General features: G+C 65.0%; 26 protein-coding genes and 1 other RNA gene. 20 read left to right on the top strand and 7 right to left on the bottom strand.

Annotation, left to right across the window (positions count from 1 at the left end; genetic code table 11):
- Positions 1–2 precede the first annotated feature (2 nt).
- Together XW59_RS07155 and XW59_RS07150 are read right to left on the bottom strand one after the other, a co-directional pair.
- The gene (locus XW59_RS07155) at positions 3–551 is read right to left on the bottom strand and encodes an SspB family protein (RefSeq protein WP_047144182.1); all 549 of its coding nucleotides are present in this window, start codon (positions 549–551) and stop codon (positions 3–5) included.
- 151 nt (positions 552–702) lie between these two features.
- Complete coding sequence (locus tag XW59_RS07150) at positions 703–1,350, bottom strand: TetR/AcrR family transcriptional regulator (protein ID WP_047144183.1); 648 nt, start codon at positions 1,348–1,350, stop codon at positions 703–705.
- Positions 1,351–1,478: 128 nt separating this feature from the next.
- On the opposite strand from XW59_RS07150, the gene XW59_RS07145 reads away from it, so the two are divergent.
- Entirely contained in the window at positions 1,479–2,684 is a 1,206-nt protein-coding gene (locus tag XW59_RS07145; RefSeq protein ID WP_047144184.1) for a multidrug effflux MFS transporter, read from the top strand.
- 71 nt (positions 2,685–2,755) lie between these two features.
- Here XW59_RS07145 and XW59_RS07140 read toward each other — a convergent pair whose 3' ends face one another.
- Entirely contained in the window at positions 2,756–3,310 is a 555-nt protein-coding gene (locus XW59_RS07140; RefSeq protein WP_047144185.1) for an AAA family ATPase, read from the bottom strand.
- A 107-nt stretch (positions 3,311–3,417) separates the two neighbouring features.
- Positions 3,418–3,777, bottom strand: a transfer-messenger RNA (tmRNA) gene (ssrA, locus tag XW59_RS07135).
- Positions 3,778–3,937: 160 nt separating this feature from the next.
- On the opposite strand from ssrA, the gene XW59_RS07130 reads away from it, so the two are divergent.
- The 7 genes from XW59_RS07130 to XW59_RS07100 all read left to right on the top strand — a co-directional run bounded on the left by XW59_RS07130 (position 3,938) and on the right by XW59_RS07100 (position 9,864).
- Positions 3,938–4,249 (top strand): DUF2853 family protein, encoded by a 312-nt coding sequence (locus XW59_RS07130; RefSeq protein ID WP_047144186.1) that lies wholly within the window; start codon positions 3,938–3,940, stop codon positions 4,247–4,249.
- Between the two features lie 136 nt (positions 4,250–4,385).
- Positions 4,386–5,180 (top strand): thymidylate synthase, encoded by a 795-nt coding sequence (locus XW59_RS07125; protein WP_047144187.1) that lies wholly within the window; start codon positions 4,386–4,388, stop codon positions 5,178–5,180.
- A 74-nt stretch (positions 5,181–5,254) separates the two neighbouring features.
- Positions 5,255–5,767: a dihydrofolate reductase gene (locus XW59_RS07120; protein ID WP_047144188.1), complete on the top strand. Its 513-nt coding sequence runs from the start codon at positions 5,255–5,257 to the stop codon at positions 5,765–5,767.
- Between the two features lie 154 nt (positions 5,768–5,921).
- Complete coding sequence (gene hflK, locus XW59_RS07115; RefSeq protein ID WP_047144189.1) at positions 5,922–7,022, top strand: FtsH protease activity modulator HflK; 1,101 nt, start codon at positions 5,922–5,924, stop codon at positions 7,020–7,022.
- On the top strand, positions 7,022–7,981 hold the full coding sequence (gene hflC, locus XW59_RS07110) for a protease modulator HflC (RefSeq protein ID WP_047144190.1): 960 nt from the start codon (positions 7,022–7,024) through the stop codon (positions 7,979–7,981). The genes hflK and hflC overlap by 1 nt, the downstream gene beginning before the upstream one ends.
- Positions 7,982–7,990: 9 nt before the next feature.
- Positions 7,991–8,176, top strand: coding sequence for a DUF2065 domain-containing protein (locus tag XW59_RS07105; RefSeq protein WP_047144191.1), 186 nt, complete (start codon positions 7,991–7,993; stop codon positions 8,174–8,176).
- A gap of 149 nt (positions 8,177–8,325) precedes the next feature.
- On the top strand, positions 8,326–9,864 hold the full coding sequence (locus XW59_RS07100) for a DegQ family serine endoprotease (protein ID WP_047144192.1): 1,539 nt from the start codon (positions 8,326–8,328) through the stop codon (positions 9,862–9,864).
- A 44-nt stretch (positions 9,865–9,908) separates the two neighbouring features.
- Here the strand turns inward: XW59_RS07100 and XW59_RS07095 are convergent, their stop codons facing one another.
- Complete coding sequence (locus tag XW59_RS07095) at positions 9,909–10,478, bottom strand: GNAT family N-acetyltransferase (protein ID WP_047144193.1); 570 nt, start codon at positions 10,476–10,478, stop codon at positions 9,909–9,911.
- A complete protein-coding gene (gene serB / locus XW59_RS07090; protein WP_082137449.1) occupies positions 10,475–11,362 on the bottom strand; it encodes a phosphoserine phosphatase SerB in 888 nt (295 codons plus the stop codon). Before serB ends, XW59_RS07095 begins: the two co-directional genes overlap by 4 nt.
- Between serB and miaA the strand changes: the two genes are divergently transcribed.
- Together miaA and XW59_RS07080 are read left to right on the top strand one after the other, a co-directional pair.
- Positions 11,361–12,284 carry a tRNA (adenosine(37)-N6)-dimethylallyltransferase MiaA gene (gene miaA, locus XW59_RS07085; protein ID WP_047144194.1) on the top strand — a complete coding sequence of 308 codons (924 nt, stop codon included), beginning with the start codon at positions 11,361–11,363 and terminating at the stop codon, positions 12,282–12,284. The two genes, serB and miaA, sit on opposite strands and share 2 nt — an antisense overlap.
- 128 nt (positions 12,285–12,412) lie before the next feature.
- On the top strand, positions 12,413–13,204 hold the full coding sequence (locus XW59_RS07080; protein WP_047144195.1) for a GGDEF domain-containing protein: 792 nt from the start codon (positions 12,413–12,415) through the stop codon (positions 13,202–13,204).
- 63 nt (positions 13,205–13,267) lie between these two features.
- On the opposite strand, the gene XW59_RS07075 is transcribed toward XW59_RS07080, so the two are convergent.
- Positions 13,268–15,088 (bottom strand): ATP-binding protein, encoded by a 1,821-nt coding sequence (locus XW59_RS07075; protein WP_047144196.1) that lies wholly within the window; start codon positions 15,086–15,088, stop codon positions 13,268–13,270.
- 141 nt (positions 15,089–15,229) lie between these two features.
- Between XW59_RS07075 and XW59_RS07070 the strand changes: the two genes are divergently transcribed.
- From XW59_RS07070 to XW59_RS07020, 10 genes are all read left to right on the top strand, one after another.
- Entirely contained in the window at positions 15,230–15,790 is a 561-nt protein-coding gene (locus XW59_RS07070; protein WP_047144197.1) for an XRE family transcriptional regulator, read from the top strand.
- Between the two features lie 2 nt (positions 15,791–15,792).
- Positions 15,793–16,098 carry a hypothetical protein gene (locus tag XW59_RS07065; RefSeq protein ID WP_047144198.1) on the top strand — a complete coding sequence of 102 codons (306 nt, stop codon included), beginning with the start codon at positions 15,793–15,795 and terminating at the stop codon, positions 16,096–16,098.
- A 293-nt stretch (positions 16,099–16,391) separates the two neighbouring features.
- A complete protein-coding gene (locus XW59_RS07055; protein ID WP_082137450.1) occupies positions 16,392–18,179 on the top strand; it encodes an acetolactate synthase 3 large subunit in 1,788 nt (595 codons plus the stop codon).
- Positions 18,180–18,237: 58 nt separating this feature from the next.
- Positions 18,238–18,810 (top strand): acetolactate synthase small subunit, encoded by a 573-nt coding sequence (gene ilvN, locus XW59_RS07050; protein WP_047144199.1) that lies wholly within the window; start codon positions 18,238–18,240, stop codon positions 18,808–18,810.
- A 35-nt stretch (positions 18,811–18,845) separates the two neighbouring features.
- Entirely contained in the window at positions 18,846–19,442 is a 597-nt protein-coding gene (locus tag XW59_RS07045) for a LysE family translocator (protein WP_047144200.1), read from the top strand.
- 69 nt (positions 19,443–19,511) lie between these two features.
- Entirely contained in the window at positions 19,512–20,006 is a 495-nt protein-coding gene (locus tag XW59_RS07040; RefSeq protein ID WP_052958016.1) for a hypothetical protein, read from the top strand.
- A 20-nt stretch (positions 20,007–20,026) separates the two neighbouring features.
- Positions 20,027–20,653 (top strand): nitrile hydratase subunit alpha, encoded by a 627-nt coding sequence (gene nthA / locus XW59_RS07035; RefSeq protein WP_047144201.1) that lies wholly within the window; start codon positions 20,027–20,029, stop codon positions 20,651–20,653.
- Positions 20,650–21,309 carry a nitrile hydratase subunit beta gene (nthB, locus tag XW59_RS07030; RefSeq protein WP_047144202.1) on the top strand — a complete coding sequence of 220 codons (660 nt, stop codon included), beginning with the start codon at positions 20,650–20,652 and terminating at the stop codon, positions 21,307–21,309. Before nthA ends, nthB begins: the two co-directional genes overlap by 4 nt.
- Positions 21,296–21,646 (top strand): nitrile hydratase accessory protein, encoded by a 351-nt coding sequence (locus XW59_RS07025; RefSeq protein ID WP_047144203.1) that lies wholly within the window; start codon positions 21,296–21,298, stop codon positions 21,644–21,646. Before nthB ends, XW59_RS07025 begins: the two co-directional genes overlap by 14 nt.
- A 45-nt stretch (positions 21,647–21,691) precedes the next feature.
- Positions 21,692–22,660 carry a threo-3-hydroxy-L-aspartate ammonia-lyase gene (locus tag XW59_RS07020; protein ID WP_136068010.1) on the top strand — a complete coding sequence of 323 codons (969 nt, stop codon included), beginning with the start codon at positions 21,692–21,694 and terminating at the stop codon, positions 22,658–22,660.
- The last annotated feature ends 19 nt before the right edge of the window (positions 22,661–22,679 follow it).

Below are 22,679 nucleotides of genomic sequence, written 5' to 3'. Positions count from 1 at the left end.
GATCACTTCTTGCGGAATGCGTCGAGCGAGACGACATCCGCGGATTTGGCCGCCTCCTTCGCTTCCTCGGGGGCGGTGCCCTTGTCCTCGGATTTTGCCTTGGCACGAGGCTTTCGCGGGGCGATCGCAGGCGTCGGCGCGGGAGCGGCTTCAGGCTGATCGCCTTCGTCGTCCACCTCCTCTTCCTCGTTTTCCGCCTTCACCTCGAATTCGAGCGAGAAGTCGACCGAGGGATCGTAGAACCCCCGCACGGCGGTGAAGGGAATCTCCAGTTTCTCCGGCACGTCGGAGAAGGAGAGGCCGACCTCGAAGCCGCTGTCGGTCACCTTCAGGTCCCAGTACTGATACTGCAGCACGATCGTCATCTGATCAGGATAGCGCTCGCGCAGGCGGCTCGATATGCGAACGCCGGCCGCCTTGGTGAGGAAGGTGATGAAGAAATGATGGTTGCCCGGAAGGCCGGTACGCGCGACCTCTCCCAGCACCTTCCGCATTACCCCGCGCAAGGCTTCCTGGGCAAGAATGTCGTAGCGTATCAGGTCTTCTGCCATGGGCACTTCCAGCCTTCATGAATCGAATTCACACACCTGTAATCAAGCTTGGTGCGGACGTAAACCGAATATAGCGCCGTCGCAGCCTTCGGCAGCCTTCGTGGTGAAGAACGTGAACGAAGAGCGGGGGACGACGAACGGTCCGAAGGAATTACGGGCGTTTTCCGTAGGCCCGCAGGAACATGCGCACCGCGTTCTGCGCGGATTGGCGCTGCTGCTCCTCCGAGGGCTGGCGGCCCATCTGCAGGAGCATCTGCAGATCGGCATTGATGAGGGCGAGGAACTGCCGCGCAACCATGTCAGGCTCGTCGATTTCGATGAGGCCGGCATGGGCGAGACGGGCGAAGCGAGCGCCGAGCGCGGCCCAGATCTTCGCCGGGCCCTGGTCGCACCAGCCGCTGAACAGCTCCGGATAGCGGTCGCTTTCCGCCTGCAGCAGCTTGCGCAGGAAGCGGCCCTCCGAATTGCAGACGCAGTTCCGGTTCAGGCGAACCGCGAACTCGACGAGATCGGCTTCAAGATCGTCGGGACGGTCGGGAAAGGTGGAAAGGGTTTCGAAGATCGCGGCGTTGGTGCGGTCGGATATGTCCTGGACGACGGCGACGAAGAGTTTTTCCTTGTCGCCGTGGTGATTGTAGACCGTCTGCCGGGACACGCCGGCTTCCGCGGCGATCAGGTCGATGTTGGCTCCCGCAAATCCCTCGCGGCAGAAGACGCGCGCCGCCGCCTCGATGATGCAGAGGCGCTTGGCCGAATGGCTGCGTGGCAGGGCTATGTCAGGAGCGATACCGGTCGTCATAAAAATCTATATAGGGCTGATTGACAATTTAGACAAGAATGTCCAAAAATATAGACCTATGCGAACGGCAACTCGTGGAGGAGAGGGGCGGTCGCATGAACACAGTTCAACTCCGAAAGATCCACGTCATGTCGCTCAACTTCCTCCGCATCGCGGTCGTGCTCGGCCTGTTGTCGGCAATCGGCCCCTTCGCCATCGATATGTATCTTCCCGCGCTGCCGACGATCGGCGCGGACCTCAATGCGAGCACCAGCGCCGTGCAGATGAGCCTGCTCGTGTTCTTCCTTTCCATGGGATTCGGCCAGATCGTCGTCGGTCCGATTTCCGACATGACGGGACGCAAGGCGCCGCTCTATTTCGGACTCGGCCTCTTCGCCGTCGGCGGCATCGGCTCGGCGCTCGCGCCGTCGATCGAATGGCTGATCGCCTTCCGTTTCCTGCAGGGGCTCGGCGCCAGCGCCGGCATGGTGGTGCCGCGCGCCATAGTGCGCGACCTGCACACCGGCAACGAGGCGGCCAAGCTCATGTCGCTTCTGATGCTGGTGTTCAGCGTCTCGCCGATCCTCGCGCCGCTGACCGGCAGCCTGGTCATCGAAGCGTTCGGCTGGCGCGCCGTGTTCTGGACGGTGACCGGCGCGGCTGTCCTCGCCGTCGTGCTGCTGACGACCTCGCTCGCCGAGACGCGGCCCGTCGAGCACCGGCAAGGCAGCTCCTTCGCCAGCGCGCTCGCCGGCTACCGCTTCCTGATGGGCGACCGCAACTTCCTCGGCTTGACGCTGATCGGCGGCTTCGGGATTTCGAGCTTCTTCATCTATCTGGCGAGCTCGTCCTTCATCCTGATCGACCATTACGGCCTGTCGCCTTCGGTCTACAGCGTCTTCTTCTCGATCAACGCGGTGGCCTTCATCGGCATGTCGCAGCTCACCGGCGTGCTGTCGGATCGCTTCGGCCTGCGCCGCGTCGTGCGGCTGGCGGTCGCCGGCTACACCACGACGATGGTCGTGCTGCTCGCGATCATGTCGAGCGGCGTCGACCGGTTGGATGTGATGGCCGCGCTGCTCTTCGTCGGCTACGGCTTCCTCGGCCTCGTCATCCCGACCACGTCGGTGCTGGCCATGGACGACCATGGCGAGATCGCCGGCACGGCGTCGGCGCTGCTCGGCACGCTGCATTTCGCGACCGGCGCGGTTGCCATGGCGGTCGCAGGCCTGTTCTTCGACGGAACGGCACTGCCGATGGTCGTCGGCATCGCCACCTGCGCCATCCTCGCCTTCGTGCTGACGCAACTGACGCTGGGCCGGGCGCGGCAGGTGGCCGAGGCGCCGGCGGAGTGAGACGCAAAGATACCCCACGACCGTTTACCCGGCAGGTGAGCGGTCGTGGGGCGGCCTGGCGAGGATCGCATTCAGGTTGACGCGCCGACCTCGGCCAACACGAAGCGCCGGCGTTCCTCGACCGAGGCCGGCGGAACGGCGACCAGCTCATAGCCGCAGGCCTCGTAGGCATGCGACACCGCCTCGAAGGTTCGGCGCGCTTCGTCCAGATCCTGCCTGCGCTCGGCGTCCTGCGTGAAGATTTCCGGCCAGGGCGGCAGCACGAAGACCTTGCGGTTGTAGCGGAAGATTTCCGCCGCCTTCCCGACATGCGCGGGCACGGGCAGTCCGGAGAGCTTCAGATAGCCGGCGATGTCCGGCACCCCGCGATCGAAGAACACGATCCCGTCTTCGTCTCGCGCGATCGCGTGCGAGCGCATTTCCCAGGACAGCATCGTCTCGGCAAAGAGCGCGGGATCGTTCCAGGGCAGCACGGGACCGGAAATCGCCATATGCTGCTGGATGATGCCACGCCCGGCCTCGACCGAGGAGACATGGCCTGAGTCTCGCAACGCCTCGATCAGCGTGGTCTTGCCCGATCCGGGCCCGCCGGTGAGCACGAAGAAACGGTCTGAGTCCGTCGACATGTGAATATCCTCGTTGAAGGCATGTTGCGCGCGAGGAGATGCAGCCGCGGGGAGACGGCCTGCGCGCTACGACTGATGATGTGAAGGAGAGATTTTTAGGAGAGGGAAGTGGAGGCTTCTGTTGCCAGGTGCCTCCGGACCCCGCCTAGACCTGCGACGGCCTAGGGCTTGAATTGAAGCTATCGCGCCGCATTAAGCAGCGAGACGTGCTTCCGCATAGTTGTCGTTGGCAACTATAATTGTAGCCCGATAACGGTGGTACAATGCCGGGCAAAAGTCCGATCTTTACACCCTCGTCGATCCTATTTCGCCCCCATCAGAAACCGTCGCTCGACGACGGCGGCTTCTGGTGGAGGCGCCGGGTACCGCCCCCGGGTCCGAATGGCTTATTTCATCGGCCGTTTATCGCCATAGTCAGGCAAGCTGACGGGGCGAATATAGGTGCGGGGAAAGCGAAATGGAAGGGGGGCGGGGACGTTAATCAGGCCGCAAAAGCAAGCCGAACCACAGGCTTGACACCGGTTGTGCAAGAACGGAAGCTTCAACCGGCTCGGCTCAGCGCATGATGCGCGGTCGCGCCGAGGCCGGATTTGCGAATCCACAACCGGATCAGGAGGGAAATATCCGATGGCCGACTACCTTGCAGATGTGAAGAAATACGATGCCAGCGCGAGCGAAGACGTCGTGAAGAAGATCGTCCGGCATCTCGGCATCGCGTTGCGCAACCGCGATTCGTCGCTGGTTGCCTGCCAGGATCCGGAGGAATTGAAGCGCGTGCGTCAGAAATGGTGCGCCAAGAAGCTCGGCGTCACCGACGAGGGGAAGGCGGACAAGGCGATCGAGCTCGTCTGCGAGACCATGGCGAAGGACAGCTCCAAGAGCCGCGTTACATTCTATTACCTGGTGGCCAAGCATCTGGGGAAGCTCGGGGACCTCTGATCAGCTCGACTTGAACGATCTTTCGCGGTCGCGGGGCGGGTTTTCCGCCGCGCGGCTGGGGAAAGACGCGGCGGCGCATGGGCGGACGCGACCCGCTGGTCTATGATGGGCCAAACTGTCGAATCGGCTGAGCCATATGCGTCAATATCTCGATCTTCTCGCCCATGTCCTGGAGAATGGCGTCGACCGCGACGACCGCACCGGAACCGGCACGCGTGGCGTCTTCGGCCACCAGATGCGCTTCGATCTCGCGCAGGGGTTTCCGGTCACCACGACCAAGAAGCTGCATCTGCGCTCGATCATCCACGAGCTGCTCTGGTTCCTGAAAGGCGACACCAACGTCGCTTATCTGCGCGAAAACGGGGTGACGATCTGGGACGAGTGGGCGGACGAGAACGGCGATCTCGGCCCCGTCTACGGGTCGCAATGGCGCTCCTGGCCGGCGCCGGATGGCCGCTCCATCGACCAGATCTCGAATCTTCTCAGCCAGATACGCTCGAATCCTAATTCGCGGCGGCTGATCGTTTCGGCCTGGAACCCGGCCGAAATCGACCAGATGGCCCTGCCGCCCTGCCATTGCCTGTTCCAGTTCTATGTTTCCGAGGGCCGGCTTTCCTGCCAGCTCTACCAGCGCTCGGCCGACATATTCCTCGGCGTGCCCTTCAACATCGCCTCCTACGCGCTGCTGACGATGATGGTGGCGCAGGTCACCGGGCTGAAAGCCGGCGACTTCGTCCACACGCTCGGCGACGCGCATATCTACTCGAACCATTTCGACCAGGCACGCGAGCAGCTTGCGAGGATGCCCAAGCCGTTGCCGGGCATGTGGATCAATCCGGAAGTGACGGACCTATTCGCCTTCCGCTACGAGGATTTCAGGCTCGAAGGTTACGAGGCCGATCCGCACATCAAGGCCCCGGTGGCGGTCTGATCCCGCAAAAGTATCCGGCCGCGGGTTCCTCCCGTCTCCGACCATTGCAGCGAAAGTACAGGACAGGAGAACGGATGAAGACGGCAATCGTCGTGGCGATCGGCGAAAACGGCGTGATCGGGAATGACGGCGGCCTGCCGTGGCGGCTTTCGACCGACATGAAGCGCTTCAAGGCGCAGACGATGGGCAAGCCCATCATCATGGGCCGCAAGACCTGGGAGAGCTTTCCGCGCCGTCCGCTGCCCGGTCGTCTCAACATCGTCATCACGCGCGACGGGAACTATCGGGCCGAGGGCGCCCGGGTCGTCGGATCGCTTGGCGAGGCGATTGCCATCGCCCGCGAGCAGGCGGAGGCGGACGGGATCGATGAAATCTGCGTGATCGGCGGCGGCGAGATCTATGCGCAGGCCCTAAATTCGGCCGATACCCTCCATGTGACGCATGTCGCGGCCGCTCCCCGAGGCGACACGCGATTCCCGGAAATAGATCCCGAAACGTGGTATGTTGCGGAGGAGGAAAGCTTTCCGGCTGGTGAAAAGGACAGTCACCCGACCCGCTACGTGGTCTATGAACGCCACAGGAAGTAGAAAATTCAAGAAAATGGCGCGGCGAACTGCCGCTAAGCCACTTAGACAAAGCGGGGCTCGTTGAAAGCATGACGGCGGGTGCCTATAACCACATGAAACGGCAACGCTCGGCGGAAGTTCCGTCGTAATGTGAATCCTAGACAAGAGGAAATATATGCCCTGGAACAATCAAAGCGGCGGAGGTCCGTGGGGAGGCGGCGGCAACAATGGCGGCGGGGGAGGACCTTGGGGACAGGGGCCGCGCGGCCCTGGCGGACCACAGGGAAATCCGCCCGACCTCGAGGACATCATTCGCCGCGGCCAGGATCGCCTTAAACAGGCGCTGCCGGGCGGCGGTCAGGCCAATCCGGCCTTCTTCGCGCTGGTGGCGGTGGCCGTCGTCGCGCTCTGGCTGTTCCAGTCGGTCTATACCGTCCAGCCGGACGAACTCGCGGTCGAACTGCGCTTCGGCAAGCCGAAGGAAGAAATTTCGGAACCGGGCCTGCATTTCCATTGGTGGCCGATCGAAACCGTGGAAAAGGCAAGCATCGCCGAAAAGCTTCTCAATATCGGCGAGGTGCGCGGCGGCTCGTCTTCGGGCCTCATGCTTTCAGGCGACCAGAACCTCGTCGATGTGAGATTTTCCGTCGCCTATCAGGTCGACGATCCCAATGCCTATCTCTTCAGGGTGGCTGCGCCCGACGAAATGCTGCGCCAGGTTGCCGAAAGCGCGATGCGCGAGGTGGTCGGGCGCCGTCCCGCGCAGGATATTTTCCGCGACGACCGCCAGGGCATCGCCGAGAACGTCCGTTCGATCATGCAGCAGACGCTCAACGACTTCGGAGCCGGGCTGGCCGTGAACGCCATCTCGATCGAGGACGCGGCCCCGCCGCGCGAAGTGGCCGACGCGTTCGACGAGGTGCAGCGCGCCGAGCAGGACGAGGACCGTTTCGTGGAGGAATCGAACCAGTACTCCAACCAGAAGCTCGGCCAGGCGCGAGGCGAGGCGGCTCAGATCCGCGAAGAGGCGGCGGCCTACAAGAACCGCGTCGTTCAGGAAGCGGAAGGTGAGGCCCAGCGCTTCATCTCCGTTCACGAAGAGTATGCCAAGGCCCCCGACGTGACCCGCCGGCGCCTGTTCCTGGAGACCATGGAGAACGTTCTGAAGAATTCCAACAAGGTGATCGTCGAGCAAGGCAACGGCCAGGGCGTGATACCGTATCTGCCGCTGCCCGAACTGCGTGGCCAGCAGACCGGACAGGGAGGAAACAACTGATGGGAAACCGTTTTCCGATCATCGCGGCCGTAGCCGCAGTCATCCTTTTCCTCCTCTATTCCTCGATCTTCGTGGTGAACGAGCGCGAGCAGGCGATCGTCCTGCGCTTCGGCGAGATCGTCGACGTCAAGACCGAGCCCGGCATCTACTTCAAGGCGCCGTTCAGCTTTCTGGAGGCCGATAACGTCCAGATGATCGAGGATCGCGTCCTGCGCTTCGATCTCGACGACATCCGCGTTCAGGTCTCGGGCGGCAAGTTCTACGAGGTGGACGCGTTCGTCGCCTACCGCATTTCGGATCCGCGGCGGTTCCGCCAGGCCGTGTCGGGCAGCGTGCAGCTAGCCGAGCAGCGGCTGCGCACCCGTCTCGACGCTGCCCTGCGCCGTGTCTACGGCCAGCGCGGCTTCGAAGCGGCGCTGTCGGAAGAGCGCGGCTCGATGATGCGTGACGTGGCCGAGCAGTTGCGCCCGGATGCCACCTCGCTCGGCCTCGAGATCGTCGATGTCCGCATCCGCCGCACCGACCTCACGCAGGAGGTCTCGCAGCAGACCTACGAGCGCATGAAGGCCGAGCGCCTGGCCGAGGCCGAGCGTCTGCGTGCGCGTGGCCGCGAGGCGGCGCAGCGCATCCGCGCCCGTGCGGATCGCGAGGTCGTGGAGATCGTCGCCGAGGCGCGCAGGGAATCCGAAATCCTGCGCGGTGAAGGCGAAGCCGAGCGGAATTCCATCTTCGCGGACGCGTTCCAGCGCGATCCCGACTTCTTCGACTTCTACCGTTCGATGTCGGCCTACACGGCCGCGCTAGACGGCACGGGGACGACGATGCTGCTTTCGCCGGATTCCGATTTCTTCCGTTACTTTGGCAGTTCGGCGGGCCAACCGTCGAACGGCACACAGCCGAACGGCGCCATCCCGGCGCCGTCGGCGGGCACCGGCCTCACCACCGGCTCGACGCAATAGGCCGACGCGGTGGGCGATTTTTTCGCCGCGCTCGGGCTCGTCCTCGTCATCGAGGGCATCTTCTACGGCGGGTTTCCGCGCTTGGCGCGGCGGCTCGCCGAAGAGGTGCTTTCGATGCCGGAGCAGACACTTCGCACGGCCGGTTTGTGTTGCGCGGCAATCGGCGTGGGACTAGTCTGGCTCGTCCGCGGCTGAACTCGTTTGCCGGCCGCGCCGCCGGGTGCTCATCACAATTGTGAGTGTTCAACTCGCGCTCTGTCGCAAACACGCCGCATTCTGTGCCATCATGCCGCAACGCCAAGCGCGGGCCGGTGACGGCTCCCCGCATCCAAATCGGAGATGTCATGACTTCCACGAACCCTGGCACCGAACCACGAAGGGCTTTCCTTGCCGCCGCCGCGCTGGCAGCGGGGGTGGCCATGTCGTTCGCGCCGCCTGCGGCCAATGCGCAGACCCAGCCGCAGGCACAGCCCCCGGCGTCCATGCAGCCGCACGGGCCTTCCTCGGTGGCCGACCTGGCCGAAGGGCTTCTGGGCGCGGTCGTCAACATTTCCACCGCGCAGAACATCGGCAGCGGGGGAAGCGGGCGCGGCCCGGTTCCCGCGCCTAGACTGCCGGAAGGCTCGCCCTTCCAGGATTTCTTCGACGAATTCTTCAACAATCCGGAAGGCGGGACCAACGAAGGTCCGCGCCGCGTGCAGTCGCTCGGCTCCGGTTTCATCCTCGACGCCAAGGAAGGCATCGTCGTCACCAACAACCACGTGATCGCCGATGCCGACGAGATCGAGGTCAACTTCGCCGACGGCGGCAAGCTGAAGGCGGAACTGGTCGGCACCGATCCCAAGACCGACCTTGCGGTCCTCAAGATCGACCCCACGAAGCGCGAGCTTACCGACGTTTCCTTCGGCGATTCACGGGCGATGCGGATCGGCGACTGGGTGATGGCGATCGGCAACCCCTTCGGGCTCGGCGGCTCGGTGTCGATCGGCATCGTTTCGGCGCGCGGACGCGACATCAATTCCGGTCCCTATGACGATTTCATCCAGACGGACGCCGCCATCAACCGCGGCAATTCCGGCGGTCCGCTGTTCGACATGCACGGCAGGGTGATCGGCATCAACACCGCGATCATCTCGCCATCGGGCGGATCGATCGGCATCGGCTTTGCCATCCCCTCGGAGCTGGCGATCAACGTGATCGACCAGTTGCGCGAGTTCGGCGAGACCCGCCGCGGCTGGCTCGGCGTACGCATCCAGCCGGTGACGGACGACATCGCCGAAAGCCTCGGCATGGACAGCGCCAAGGGCGCGCTGGTCGCCGGCATCATCAAGGGCGGTCCCGTCGACAACGGCACCGTCCAGCCCGGCGACGTGATCATCTCGTTCGACGGCAAGGAGGTGAAGGCAATGCGCGACCTGCCGCGCGTGGTGGCCGAAAGCCCGGTCGGAAAAGCCGTGGACGTGGTCATCGTGCGCAAGGGAGAGCAGCAGACCGTCAAGGTCACGCTCGGCCGCCTCGAGGATGGCGAGCGCCTGACCGAGGACGCCGCGGCGACGCCTTCCGACGAGGAAGCGCCGCTTGCGAGCGCGGATGTGCTCGGCATGAAGATCGCGGAGCTCAACGACGAGTCGCGCGCGGAGTTCGAGATTCCGGCCGAGGTTTCCGGCGTGCTCATCACCGAGGTGGGCCAGAATTCCGCCGCCGCGGAAAAGGGCGTGGCCGCCGGCGACGTCATCACGGAGATTGCGCAGGAGTCCGTCTCCTCGCCGGAAGACGTCGCCAACCGCATTGCCGCGCTCAAGGAGCAGGGCCGGCGCAACGCGCTGCTGATGCTCTCGTCGAAGACCGGCGAGTTGCGTTTCGTCACCATCCGGATGGATTGACGAGCCGGGGCCGGCTTAGGGAAAGGGCATGAAAAAGGCGGTTCTCAGACCGCCTTTTTTCTCATCCGCCATTCGTCGCGCGTGATCCTGTAGAAGGCGTGGCGCTTCAGGTGCGGGTGCGTGTCGGGAACGCGGGGGTGGTCGAAATCGCTTTCCGGCTCGGCAGCCATGCCGATGCGGCGCATCACCGAGGTCGAGCGGTCGTTGTCCCACACCGCGAAGGAAATGATCTCGTCGAGATCGAGCGTGACGAAGCCGAAGTCGAGCAGGGCTTCTGCCGCTTCCGTCACATAGCCCTTGCCCCAATATTCCGGCGCGAGACGCCAGCCGATCTCCATCGCGCCGGGCAGGCGGGCAGGGGCGACGCTGTCGGAATGGAGGCCGGCAAAACCCATGCATTCGCCGGTCTCGCGCAGCTCGAGAGCGGCAAAGCCGTAGCCGCGCTCCTCGTTCGCCGCGCGGATGGTCTCCATGAAGGCGTCAGCCTCCTCCCGCGTCCTGCGGAAGGGAAAGAATTCCATGACCCTGTCGTCGGAATTGATCCGGTGGAAGAGGTCGCGGTCGCGCTCCTCCCAGTTGCGGATGATCAGTCGCGGCGTCTCGATGCGCATCATCTGACGAATTCCTCCCGGCGGTAGCCTTGCAGATAGAGCAGCGCGGTCAAATCGCCATGATCGATGCGGATGTCGGCCTGTTCCGCGACGGACGGCTTCGCGTGAAGCGCGACGCCGATACCCGCGAGCGCCAGCATGTCGAGGTCGTTCGCCCCGTCGCCGACGGCGATCGCGTCCTCGGGCGACAGGCCCAGCCGGGCGGATATCTCGATCAGCGCCTCGGCCTTGGCGGCCCGGCCGAGGATCGGCTCCGTCACTTCGCCGACGAGCAGCCCGTTCTCCTCGACAAGCGTGTTGGCACGGTTCTCGCGGAAGCCTAGCCTGGCGGCGATCGGGCCGGTGAAGCTGAGAAAGCCGCCCGAGACGAGCGCCGTCCAGGCGCCGGCGGCGTTCATCGTCGCCACCAGCTCGCGCCCGCCGGAAGCGAGCGTCAGGCGGTTCTCGATAATCCGCTCGATGACCGTGGTCTCCAGCCCCTTCAACAGGGCGACACGCTCCCGCAAGGCCGGCTCGAAGGCGATCTCACCGTTCATCGAGCGGGCGGTGATGGCCGCAACATGTTCCTTGACGCCGATCTCGTCGGCGAGCTCGTCTATGCATTCCTGGTCGATCATGGTGGAATCCATGTCGGCCAGCAGGATTTTCTTGCGGCGGCCTTCGGCCTCCTGCACGGCGACGTCGATTGGCTCGCCGGCAAGCAATTCGCGAAGCATGGCCTCCGCGGCGTCTTTCCCGGCGCCGGTGGGCAGATAAAGGTCGAGCGCGGTATTTTCGCCAAGCCAGTCGATCCGGCTTGCCCCGACATGCTGCGACGCCCTATGTGCCAGTTCGTCGGAGAGAACGTCGTTGGCGGGATTTGCGATCAAGGTGGCGACGAGAGGCATGGAGATATCCGTGGAAGCGGCCGAAGACAGGCCCTTGAAGAATGCGATCCTGATAGCCGGGCCGACGGCCAGCGGCAAGTCGGCCCATGCGCTGCGGCTTGCGGAACGGGTCGGCGGTGTCATCGTGAATGCGGATTCCATGCAGGTCTATTCGATCCTGCGCGTGCTCACCGCCCGTCCCGACGCCGACGAGACGCGTCGCGTGCCGCACCTGCTCTACGGGCACATCCATCCGGGCGACAGCTATTCAACCGGCCAATGGCTGCGTGACGTCGAAGATCTTCGCGAGGCCGGCGCCTTCGAGGGGCGGCGGCCCATTTTCGTCGGCGGCACCGGGCTCTATTTCCGCGCGCTGACGGAAGGACTTTCCGTCATGCCCGAGGTCGCGCCGGAAATCCGCGAGCGCTGGCGACGGCGCCTCGCGCTGGACGGGGTGGAGGAACTGCACCGTGCACTGGAGCGCGACGATCCAGCCGCCGCGGCGAAGCTGCGCCCCGGCGACGGGCAGCGCATATTGCGGGCGCTGGAGGTTCTGGAAGCTTCCGGCCGCTCGATCCTCGACTGGCAGGCGGAGGCGGGCACGCCGTTGGTCGACGCCGAAAGCGCGGACCGCGTCGTGATCGCGCCCGACCGCGCCCTTTTGGTCGCCCGCATCGAAAAGCGTTTCGATCGCATGGTGGAGGACGGTGCCCTCGACGAGGTTCGCGCGCTGGCGGCGTTGAAACTGGACCCGGCGCTGCCGGCGATGAAGGCGATCGGCGTTCGTGAGCTCATGGAGGCCGAGGAAGGATCGCTTTCGCTCGACGAGGCAATCGAGCGGGCGAAGATCGCCACCCGCCAATATGCCAAGCGCCAGGCGACATGGTTCCGCAACCAGTTCGGACCGGAATGGCGCCGCGTCGACCCGGCCGATCTTGCCTGAGGCGAACGCTGCGGCTCGCCTACCAGGAGCTGGATATTCCCTTCTCGCCTCGACCGGCGGTTGTCTCGATTAACCTCGCGTAAGGAGGAGCCGTGCGATAACAAGGGCAGCTTCGCGGTGGGGAGATTATGCGATTTCACAAGGCCGAGTCGGCTTTCTTTGTCTTCATAGCCGTCGTGCTCGCGGCGGGTGTGTTGCTTCTCCACGCCTATCAGATGCTCCACGGTGTCGCGGAAGCGACGGGCGCTGTGCAGCGCGCCGGCCTGATCGGCTACATGGCACGGCTCCTGTTCGGCGCCGGTGTCCTTCTGGCGACCGCTCTCTTCTTCGGCATGTTCTTCATCTACCCGCTGATCCGGACCCAGGTTCGCGAGGAGGGCAAGCTGCGCGCGATGACGGAATCGCTCAGTGCGCGCTCCCAGACGCTGGAATATGCCGCGCTGACCGATGGTCTCACCGGGATGCAGAACCGCAGGTTCTTCGACGATGCACTGCGCGAGTACATCGAGGAATTCCGCAAGATCGACAAGCCGGTGGGGCTGATGGTCCTCGACCTCGACCACTTCAAGCTCGTCAACGACACGCATGGCCATGACGTCGGCGACCAGGTGCTGAAAGCCGTCGCCAACTGCCTGAAGGACATGACGCGGTATCACGACGTCGTCGCGCGGCTCGGCGGCGAGGAATTCGCCATCGTCACGCCGAACATGGACGACGAAGCCCTGACCAAGCTCGCCGAACGCATCCGCAAGGCGGTTTCGGCGCTGACGGTGACGGCCGGCAATGTCCGCATCAAGGTCACGACCAGTGTCGGCCTTGCCGTTTGGGACCGCAGGGAAACGGCGGAGGAACTCTATCGCCGCGCCGATCGCCAGCTCTATGAGGCCAAGCGTCTCGGGCGCAACCGCATCTGCGCATAGGCCGGGCTCGCGGGGATCGATCGCGGCCGACGAAATCTCGATTTCCGGGGCACCGAGGCCGCTCTATTCGTAGAGGCGGCGAAAGCTTTCGTCCGCGACGCGCGTGCGGGAGAGTTCCCCGCTTTGCCGGGGGTCGGCGTCCCGAATCTCCGCCTGCGGTCTTTCGCCGGCTTGGCGGCGCGGGTCGGTCGGTGTTCCGAAGCTCGCCTGCTGGTGCTGTGCCGGCCTGTGAACGTTGCGCAGCCGCTCGACGATGCCGAAGAGGTCGATATCGTCCCCCGTCAAACAGTCCTGGTCGGTCTCGCCGGTCGACGAGCCCGGCAGCAGCGCCGGCTCCAGCTGCTCGAACTTCATTCGCATCGTGGTCGCCACGCCTTCGCCGAAGGCGATCGCCTCGCGCTGGCCCATGGAGGACAGGAAGGAGAGGGTGGAGGCGGACGAGTCGGCGATCGCCGAGCGGATGATCTCCTGATCGTGCTCGTTGGCGAGCCGCATGGCGAAGACCGTCGAGCACTGCGACAGCACGGTCGGGTCGAGCTCGCCGGGCCGCTGCGTCACCACGCCGAGATAGCAGCCGTATTTGCGGCCTTCCTTGGCGATGCGCGACAGCGCGTGGCGGGTGGGCGCGAAACCCAGCCGCGAGTCGGCCGGCATGTAGCGATGCGCCTCCTCGCAAAGTACGAGCAGCTTCAGCCTGCCCTGGCTGCCGAGCGCCAGGTCGAAGGCAAGCCGCGCCAGCACCGAGCACACGGAATTGACCACCTCGGCAGGCAATCCGGCCATCTCGAAGCAGGTGATCGGCCGGCCGTCATGCGGGACGCGGAAGATGCGGCCGATGGTTTCGTGAATGGAATCCTCGATCAGCCGCGACGCGAACATGAAGCGATAGCGCGGGTCGCTGATCGCTGCGTCGACGCGCGCGCGCAGCGATCGATAGGCCGGGCGCTCGTTCTTCGTCTCGAGCATGCCCATGCGTTCGTCGATCAGCCGGATCACGTCGGCCATGCGATAGGGGATCGGCGTATCGGCCGTGATCCCCATCGCGTCGGTCGAGCGGCGCATGAGGCCGTTGGAGGCCGGATTGCGGTAGAGGTGCTTCGCGGCCGGGATCAGGTCGCGCAGAAGGTCGATCTCGTCGGCGGCCGGCTCGCGGCCGCGAAACAGCACTTCCACGAACTCCTCCAGCCTGAACAGCCAGAAGGGCAGATCGAGCGAGGACGTGTCGATGCGGATGGACGTGTCGGGAAACGCGCTCGAAAATTCGTTGTGCGGGTCGAGGATCAGCACGCGCAGGTCGGGGCGCGCCGCGATCGCCTTGCGCAGCAGCAGCGAGACGGCGGTCGACTTACCGACGCCGGTGGTGCCGACGACGGCGAAGTGGCGGTTGAGCGTGTCGTCGATCGCGATGCGGGCGTCGATGCTTTCGTCCTGGGAAAGCTGGCCGATCTTGAGCGCGCGCCGGCCGGCCAGGTCGTAGACCGCCTCCAGATCGCGCGCGCGGATGCGGTGCGAAATGGCGCCGATATGCGGATAGACGGTGATGCCGCGGTCGAAGACCGGTTTGCCTTCGGCGTCGCGCACCTCGCCGATCAGTTCGACATGGACCGAGATCGGGTTCTGCGCGCCGTCGGTCCAGGCATGGTTCGGAGTGTCGATGCGGTAGACGAGGCCGACGGTGCGGATATTGCCGAGGTTGATCGATACCATCCGGCCGACGGTCCAGAGGCCGGTCTGGCCGGTCGTCTCGTCGGCGAAGGCGGAGATGGTCGCGCGGGCGCCGTCGCACTGGACGACGCGGCCGAGCACCCGTGAATCGGGCTGCGCCCTGTCGCGGCGCTCCTGGCCGACCTTCTCGCCTCTCGGTTCCGCTCGATCCAAGAACATGATGATACCTTCCCCCGTACCAGCGGGAGAAACTAGCAGGCTCAAGTTAAGGTCGCGTGTGGGCGGATGGTTGAACGCCGGTTAAGCGGCCGGGCGCAAATTTACGGTTGCGCGACCATTTTCGTTCGCTATAGTTGACATATGTCTATTATAGCAGACGAACTGCGCCTGGGCGAGCGTATCAGGCAAGAGCGGCAGGCGCGAGGCTGGTCGCTCGGCGAGATGGCGGAACAGTCCGGTGTGTCGAAGGCGATGCTCAGCAAGGTCGAGCGCGAGGAGGCGAGCCCGACGGCGGAACTGCTGGTGCGGATCGCCGCCGCCTTCGCCATGACGCTTTCCTCGCTGATCGCGCGTGCTGAAGGGGCGGGCGGCCAGGTGCTGCGGGCAGCCGACCAGCCGCGCTGGCGCGATCCGGCGACCGGCTATGTGCGCCGCCACGTCTCGCCCGCCGGCGGCGCGCCGATCGAGCTGATCCATGTCGAGTTGCCGGCGGGAAAGGAGGTTCGTTTTCCGGCCGCCTCCTACACGTTCATCCGGCAGCTCATCTGGGTGATCTCCGGAAGCCTCCATTTCAACGAGGAAAAGGTCGAGCATCGCCTGGCGGCAGGGGATTGCCTGCGGCTCGGGGCGCCGAGCGACTGCAGGTTCTTCGCGCCGGGTCCCGATGCCGCGACCTATCTCGTCGCCCTGCTCAGGAGTTGAGGATGGCCCGCCGGCGGCGCATGGGAGACAATGGCGGACCGCCGCTCGACGACTACGAGGGCCCGCCCTGGGGCAAGGGCGATGCGTATCTCTACCTCGCCTGGAAGTCCGCTTACGACGAAGCATGGAAGTCGATCCCGCCGCAGATCGCGCTCATGCGGCTCGAACGCGCCGAAAGGCTCGGCCTCACCTATGAGGAATACACGCTGGAGATACTGGAGCGCGGGCGCTTCCTGCAGGCGGAGGACACGGAACGCATCGCCGAGATCAAGTCGAGGCGGCGACGGCGGCGTCGAAAAACGTCCTAGCAGCCCGAATGCACGCCAGCCCGCGATCTCGGCCGTGGGTCGCCGTCGACCGGCCGGGCGCGACGGCGGCTTTTCCTGATTGACACCCGGCCGTTTTCGCTTCTATTGTCCGCGCCCATGATGACGACGATCATTCTCGTAGTAGGAACGCGCGTGGGCAAGGCGGTGTAACCGCCGGGCGAGAGCACCCCATGCGCGAAAACAGGCTCCCTCGGGGGCCTTTTTTATTGGCCGAAACGCAGATAAACGACAGTCGAAATCGCGAGCAGCGAAGTCAAGACGGGATGAGACCGATGAGCGACGGAAGAAACGAAACCGGCAGACGTGAAATGACCGGTGCGGAGATGGTGGTGCAGGCGTTGAAGGACAACGGCGTCAAGCACATTTTCGGCTATCCCGGTGGTGCGGTACTTCCGATCTATGACGAGATTTTCCAGCAGGAGGAGGTCGAGCACATCCTCGTCCGCCATGAGCAGGGGGCGGGCCACGCCGCCGAAGGCTATGCCCGCTCGACCGGCAAGGCCGGCGTCATGCTGGTCACCTCCGGCCCCGGCGCGACCAATGCGGTGACGCCGCTGCAGGACGCGCTGATGGATTCCATTCCGCTCGTCTGCATCAGCGGCCAGGTGCCGACCTCGCTCATCGGCTCCGACGCCTTCCAGGAATGCGACACGGTCGGCATCACGCGCCCCTGCACCAAGCACAACTGGCTGGTGAAAGACGTCAACGAGCTCGCCGGCATCCTGCACGAGGCGTTTCATGTCGCCACGACCGGCCGACCCGGCCCGGTCGTCGTCGACATTCCCAAGGATGTCCAGTTCGCCAAGGGCATCTACACGCCGCCGCAGACCGCGCCGCGCACCTCCTACCACCCGAAGACGCAGGGCGACATGGAGGCGATCAAGGCAGCGGTCGCGCTGATGGCGAACGCGCGGCAGCCGGTCATCTATTCGGGCGGCGGCGTGGTCAATTCCGGTCCCGAGGCCAGCCATTTGCTGCGCGAGCTGGTCGATTTGACCGGCTTTCCGATCACCTCCACCCTGATGGGCCTCGGCGCCTACCCGGCTTCCGGCAAGAACTGGCTGGGCATGCTCGGCATGCACGGCACCTACGAGGCCAATATGGCGATGCATGATTGCGACGTCATGCTGTGCATCGGCGCGCGCTTCGACGACCGCATCACCGGCCGCCTGGATGCCTTCTCGCCGAACTCGAAGAAGATCCATATCGATATCGACCCTTCCTCGCTCAACAAGAACGTGCGCGCCGATATTCCGATCCTCGGCGACGTCGGATTGGTGCTGGAGGACATGGTCCGCCTGTGGCGCGCGACGGCCAAGGTCGAGAAGGGCGCGCTGCGGTCCTGGTGGGAGCAGATCGAGCGCTGGCGGGCGCGGGATTCGCTCGCCTTCAAGGCCAATGACGACGTGATCATGCCGCAATACGCGATCCAGCGGCTCTACGAGCTGACCAAGGACCGCGACACCTACATCACCACCGAGGTCGGCCAGCACCAGATGTGGGCCGCCCAGCATTATGGCTTCGAGAAGCCGAACCGCTGGATGACCTCGGGCGGGCTCGGCACGATGGGCTACGGCCTGCCGGCGGCGCTGGGCGTGCAGATCGCGCATCGCGACGCGCTCGTCATCGACATTGCCGGCGACGCCTCGGTGCAGATGACGATGCAGGAGATGTCGGCGGCGGTGCAGTACGAGGCGCCGATCAAGATCTTCATCCTGAACAACCAGTACATGGGCATGGTGCGCCAATGGCAGCAATTGCTGCACGGCAATCGCCTGTCGCACTCCTATACGGAAGCGATGCCCGACTTCGTCAAGCTGGCGGAAGCCTATGGCGGCCACGGCATACGCTGCCACAAGCCGGGCGAGCTCGACGACGCGATCCGCGAGATGATCGACGTGAAGAAGCCGGTGCTGTTCGACTGCCGCGTGGCGAACCTCGCCAACTGCTTCCCGATGATTCCCTCGGGCAAGGCGCACAACGAGATGCTGCTGCCGGACGAGGCGACCGACGAGGCCGTCGCCAACGCCATCGACGCCAAGGGCAGGGAGCTGGTGTAGTTCCGCAAAATAGCCGGAAACAAGCAGCCAAGCCAAAATTCGACGGAAAAACAAAATCATGAACGCCCAACTTCAACCCACCGGATCGGCCTATTTCATCTCCAAGGAGACGCAGAAGCCGGAATCCCACACGCTTTCCGTCCTCGTGGACAACGAGCCCGGCGTCCTCGCCCGCGTCATCGGCCTGTTTTCGGGACGCGGCTACAACATCGACAGCCTCACCGTCTCCGAAACCGAGCATGAGAAGCATCTGTCGCGCATCACCATCGTGACGCGCGGAACGCCGCATGTGCTGGAGCAGATCAAGCACCAGCTCGAGCGCATCGTTCCGGTGCACCGGGTGGTGGATCTGACGGTCGTGGCGCAGGAGCGCGGCCACGAGCGGCCGCTGGAGCGCGAGGTCGCGCTGGTCAAGGTTTCGGGTAGCGGCGATGCGCGCGTCGAGGCGCTGCGGCTGGCGGAGGCTTTTCACGCCAAGGTATCGGACGCGACCACCGAGCATTTCATCTTCGAGATCACCGGCAAGAGCTCGAAGATCGACCAGTTCATCTCGATCATGAAGCCGCTCGGCCTCATCGAGATCTGCCGCACCGGCGTCGCCGCCATGAACCGCGGCCCGCAGGGAATGTAATCCGCAACCGATCCTTCCTTCCACGGAATCCTCCGATGTCCGCCGACGTCTTCCTTGCGCTCGTCGTTTTTGCCTTCGTCACCTCGATCACGCCGGGGCCGAACAATTTCATGCTGATGGCGTCCGGCGTGAATTTCGGCTTCTGGCGGACCGTGCCGCACATGCTGGGCATCGGCGTCGGCTTCTTCTCCCTGCTTCTCGGCGTCGGCTTCGGGCTGGGCGCGGCGCTCACCGCCTATCCGGCGCTCCACGTCGCGCTCAAAGTGGCCGGCGGCGCCTACCTGCTCTATCTCGCCTGGCGGATCGCCATGTCGCGTTCGATCGGCGACGGCAAGGATGCCGATGCGCGGCCGATGAGCTTTCTGGAGGCCGCGGCGTTCCAATGGGTCAATCCGAAGGCGTGGGTCATGGCGGTCACGGCGATGTCGATCTACACCAATCCGAGCGCGCCCTTCGTCTCCGTTTCGCTGGTGGCGATCGCCTTCGCGCTGGTCAACGTGCCGAGCGTCTCGACATGGGCGGGCTTCGGCGTCGCCCTGCGCGGCTTCCTCGCCGATCCGGTGCGGCTCAAATGGTTCAACATCGCCATGGGCGCGCTGCTGGCGCTGACGCTCTGGCCGATGCTGAAATAGCCGCTCCCGGCAGGACATATCGGCTCTGGCCCAATCGACGGTCGATCGTGAAAGTGCTAGCTTTCACGCATGATCGAGCGCTTCTCAGTCAAGGGCATCGTGATCGCGGCGGCCGCGCTGCTCGCCGTCCTGTTCGCGATCGGCTGGATGTCGCGCGTCGATCCCGAAACCAAGCCCTATCTGAATATCCTCGGCGGCGGCTTCATGTTCAATTACCGCATCGCCGAGGTCTATTACGGCTTCACCGCCGTGGTCGAGCGGCCGCTGCCGACCGGCTCGATCATCGAGGCGCGGTTCGAGGATCCGGGCGGCGGCGCCGACCTTATCGTGCGCCAGCGCGTCGGCACGGACACGGAGCGCTACTCCCTGCGCTCCCCGCCGGTGCGCGGCGTCGAGGCGGGCAAGCCCTATCACGTCGCGATCCGCGTCTTCGATCGCGAGGAACGGCAGCTTCTGTGGACCCACGGGCTCGACTTCAAGAGCCAGATCAGCGACACCGTGGTTCCGGACAAGCCGTTGACTGTCGGCCCAGGCTATACGCCTAATCCCGAAGCCGGCGGGTAGAAAAACGGGAACGAGCCGCAATGCATGACGATCATGACCATGATGGCCACCACCACGACAATCATCTCGACCCGACTGCGGCGAGGGTGAAGGCACTGGAGACGATCCTGACCCGCAAGGGGCTGATCGACCCGGCGGCGATCGACGCGATCGTCGACATCTATGAAAACAGGATCGGTCCCCGCAACGGCGCGAAGGTGGTCGCGAAAGCGTGGGACGACCAGGCCTATGCGGACTGGCTGAAGCGCGATGCGACCGCCGCTATCGCCTCGCTCGGCTTCACCGGGCGGCAGGGCGAGCACATGCGGGCGGTGTTCAATGCGCCGGACACGCACAATCTCGTCGTCTGCACCCTGTGCTCCTGCTATCCGTGGTCGGTGCTGGGCCTGCCGCCGGTCTGGTACAAATCGCCGCCCTATCGCTCGAAGGCGGTGATCGACCCGCGCGGCGTGCTTGCGGAATTCGGTCTCGCACTGCCCGACGGAACCAATATCCGCGTATGGGATTCCACCGCCGAGCTGCGCTATCTCGTGGTGCCGATGCGCCCCGCCGGCACGACGGGCTGGAGCGAGGAGCGGCTGGCCGACCTCGTCACGCGCGATTCCATGATCGGAACCGCGCTTGCAAGGGAGCCCGAAACGGCATGAACGGAGCGCAGGATCTCGGCGGCCAGATGGGCTTCGGCCCGGTCGCGCCGGAAAAGGACGAGCCCTATTTCCACGCCGAATGGGAGAAGCGTGCCCTCGGCGTCACGCTCTGCGCCGGCGCCATGGGCCACTGGAACATCGACGAGAGCCGACATGCGCGGGAAACGCTGCATCCGGCGGACTACTATTCCTCCAGCTACTACGAGATCTGGATCAAGGCGCTGGAGAAGCTTCTGGTAAGGCACGGCTTCGTCACCGGCGGCGAATTGGCTTCCGGTGAGGCCGGGTCCGACGGCACGACGCCGCGACGGGTGCTGAAGGCCGCGGACGTGCCGGCCATGCTTGCCCGCGGCGGCCCGTGCGAGCGCGAGATCCAGGCGGCGCCGCGCTTTGCGGCCGGCGATAGGGTGCGTACGAGGAACATGAACCCGGCCGGCCACACGCGGCTGCCGCGCTATACACGGGGCAGGGTGGGCGTGGTGGAGACCGTTCACGAGGGCTTCGTGTTTCCCGACACCAACGCGCATGGCAAGGGCGAGGATCCGCAGCGGGTCTATACGGTCGTCTTCGACGGCCGCGAGATCTGGGGTGCGGACGCCGACCCGAGCCTGACCGTCTCGATCGACGCATGGGAGAGCTATCTTGAGCCGGCCTGAACGCGCCGCGATCATCAGCGGCGACGAGCCGCCCTTCGCCGAGCCGTGGCAGGCGGAAGCCTTCGCCCTGACGGTCGCGCTGCACGAGCGCGGCCTGTTCTCCTGGGCGGAATGGGCCGAGACGCTTTCCACGGAGGTCAAGGCGCCAGGCGCCGCCGACGACGGCAGCGACTATTACGCCTGCTGGCTGCGGGCGCTGGAAAAGCTGATCGCCGGAAAGGGCGTCGCGGCACCGCGGGACGTGGAGGCGCTTTCGCAAGCATGGCAGCGCGCCGCCCACGCCACCCCGCACGGCAAGCCGATCCTGCTCGAGAACGATCCGCTGCGCGGCGGATGACCGTTCGCCGTCTCAATCCCATCGCATCCAATGAAAGGCACGCCCGTGCAAGATCTGCCGACTTATGAAGACGTCGCCGCCGCCGCCCGCCGCATCGAGGGGCATGCGTACAAGACCCCCGTCCTGACGTCGGCCACGCTCGACAAGGAATTGGGCGCGCGGGTCTTTCTCAAGGCCGAGAACTTCCAGCGCATGGGCGCGTTCAAGTTCCGCGGCGCCTACAACGCGCTTTCGCGCTTCACCGATGCACAGAAGAAGGCGGGCGTGCTGGCATTCTCTTCCGGCAACCACGCACAGGCGATCGCGCTTTCGGCGAAACTGCTGGGGATCGCGGCGACAATCATCATGCCGGAGGATGCGCCGGCCGCGAAGCTCGAAGCCACGAAAGGCTATGGTGGGCGGGTGGTCATCTACGACCGCTACAGCCAGGACCGCGACGAGGTGAGCCGCCGGGTGCAGGAGGAAACGGGCGCGACGCTGATTCCGCCCTTCGATCATCCGGACATCATCGCCGGGCAAGGGACGGCGGTGAAGGAGCTGATCGAGGAAGCGGGCGAGCTCGACGCGCTGTTCGTCTGTCTCGGCGGCGGCGGGCTGCTCGCAGGCAGCGCGCTCGCCGCAAGGGGGCTTTCGCCCGAGGCCGAGATTTACGGCGTCGAGCCGGAAGCCGGCAATGACGGACAGCAGTCGTTCCGCGCGGGAAGCATCGTGCGCATCGCGACCCCGAAGACCATTGCGGACGGCGCCCAGACGACGGCGCTCGGCGCGTTGACCTTCGAAATCATCCGGCGCGAGGCGCGCGACATTCTTGCCGTCTCCGATGCCGAGCTGGTGGCGGCGATGCGCTTCTTCGCCGAGCGCATGAAGATCGTCGTGGAGCCGACCGGGTGCCTCGGCCTCGCGGGCCTGCGCCGGTCGGCGGAGCAGGTCAGGGGCAAGCGCGTCGGCGTCATCATCAGCGGCGGCAATGTCGATCTCCACCGCTTCGCGGCATTGCTCGCCGGCTCCGCCTGACGGACACAGGTGAACAAAG

Origin of the sequence: Aquamicrobium sp. LC103 (assembly GCF_001014615.2) — a bacterium.
In the GTDB taxonomy this organism is placed as follows: domain Bacteria; phylum Pseudomonadota; class Alphaproteobacteria; order Rhizobiales; family Rhizobiaceae; genus LBCQ02.
This window is presented reverse-complemented; position numbering and strand designations above follow the sequence as displayed.

Bases quoted from the DNA above. Each gene is read 5' to 3' on its own strand.
- ilvN (WP_047144199.1), top strand. From the start codon at position 18,238: ATGAACGCCCAACTTCAACCCACCGGATCGGCCTATTTCATCTCCAAG.
- XW59_RS07055 (WP_082137450.1), top strand. From the start codon at position 16,392: ATGAGCGACGGAAGAAACGAAACCGGCAGACGTGAAATGACCGGTGCG.
- XW59_RS07095 (WP_047144193.1), bottom strand. From the start codon at position 10,478: ATGATGCGCATCGAGACGCCGCGACTGATCATCCGCAACTGGGAGGAG.
- nthB (WP_047144202.1), top strand. From the start codon at position 20,650: ATGAACGGAGCGCAGGATCTCGGCGGCCAGATGGGCTTCGGCCCGGTC.
- XW59_RS07150 (WP_047144183.1), bottom strand. From the start codon at position 1,350: ATGACGACCGGTATCGCTCCTGACATAGCCCTGCCACGCAGCCATTCG.
- XW59_RS07155 (WP_047144182.1), bottom strand. From the start codon at position 551: ATGGCAGAAGACCTGATACGCTACGACATTCTTGCCCAGGAAGCCTTG.
- miaA (WP_047144194.1), top strand. From the start codon at position 11,361: ATGGAGATATCCGTGGAAGCGGCCGAAGACAGGCCCTTGAAGAATGCG.
- XW59_RS07045 (WP_047144200.1), top strand. From the start codon at position 18,846: ATGTCCGCCGACGTCTTCCTTGCGCTCGTCGTTTTTGCCTTCGTCACC.
- XW59_RS07145 (WP_047144184.1), top strand. From the start codon at position 1,479: ATGTCGCTCAACTTCCTCCGCATCGCGGTCGTGCTCGGCCTGTTGTCG.
- XW59_RS07040 (WP_052958016.1), top strand. From the start codon at position 19,512: ATGATCGAGCGCTTCTCAGTCAAGGGCATCGTGATCGCGGCGGCCGCG.
- XW59_RS07070 (WP_047144197.1), top strand. From the start codon at position 15,230: ATGTCTATTATAGCAGACGAACTGCGCCTGGGCGAGCGTATCAGGCAA.
- XW59_RS07065 (WP_047144198.1), top strand. From the start codon at position 15,793: ATGGCCCGCCGGCGGCGCATGGGAGACAATGGCGGACCGCCGCTCGAC.
- XW59_RS07130 (WP_047144186.1), top strand. From the start codon at position 3,938: ATGGCCGACTACCTTGCAGATGTGAAGAAATACGATGCCAGCGCGAGC.
- hflK (WP_047144189.1), top strand. From the start codon at position 5,922: ATGCCCTGGAACAATCAAAGCGGCGGAGGTCCGTGGGGAGGCGGCGGC.
- serB (WP_082137449.1), bottom strand. From the start codon at position 11,362: ATGCCTCTCGTCGCCACCTTGATCGCAAATCCCGCCAACGACGTTCTC.
- XW59_RS07120 (WP_047144188.1), top strand. From the start codon at position 5,255: ATGAAGACGGCAATCGTCGTGGCGATCGGCGAAAACGGCGTGATCGGG.
- XW59_RS07100 (WP_047144192.1), top strand. From the start codon at position 8,326: ATGACTTCCACGAACCCTGGCACCGAACCACGAAGGGCTTTCCTTGCC.
- XW59_RS07080 (WP_047144195.1), top strand. From the start codon at position 12,413: ATGCGATTTCACAAGGCCGAGTCGGCTTTCTTTGTCTTCATAGCCGTC.
- XW59_RS07075 (WP_047144196.1), bottom strand. From the start codon at position 15,088: ATGTTCTTGGATCGAGCGGAACCGAGAGGCGAGAAGGTCGGCCAGGAG.
- XW59_RS07125 (WP_047144187.1), top strand. From the start codon at position 4,386: ATGCGTCAATATCTCGATCTTCTCGCCCATGTCCTGGAGAATGGCGTC.
- hflC (WP_047144190.1), top strand. From the start codon at position 7,022: ATGGGAAACCGTTTTCCGATCATCGCGGCCGTAGCCGCAGTCATCCTT.
- nthA (WP_047144201.1), top strand. From the start codon at position 20,027: ATGCATGACGATCATGACCATGATGGCCACCACCACGACAATCATCTC.
- XW59_RS07140 (WP_047144185.1), bottom strand. From the start codon at position 3,310: ATGTCGACGGACTCAGACCGTTTCTTCGTGCTCACCGGCGGGCCCGGA.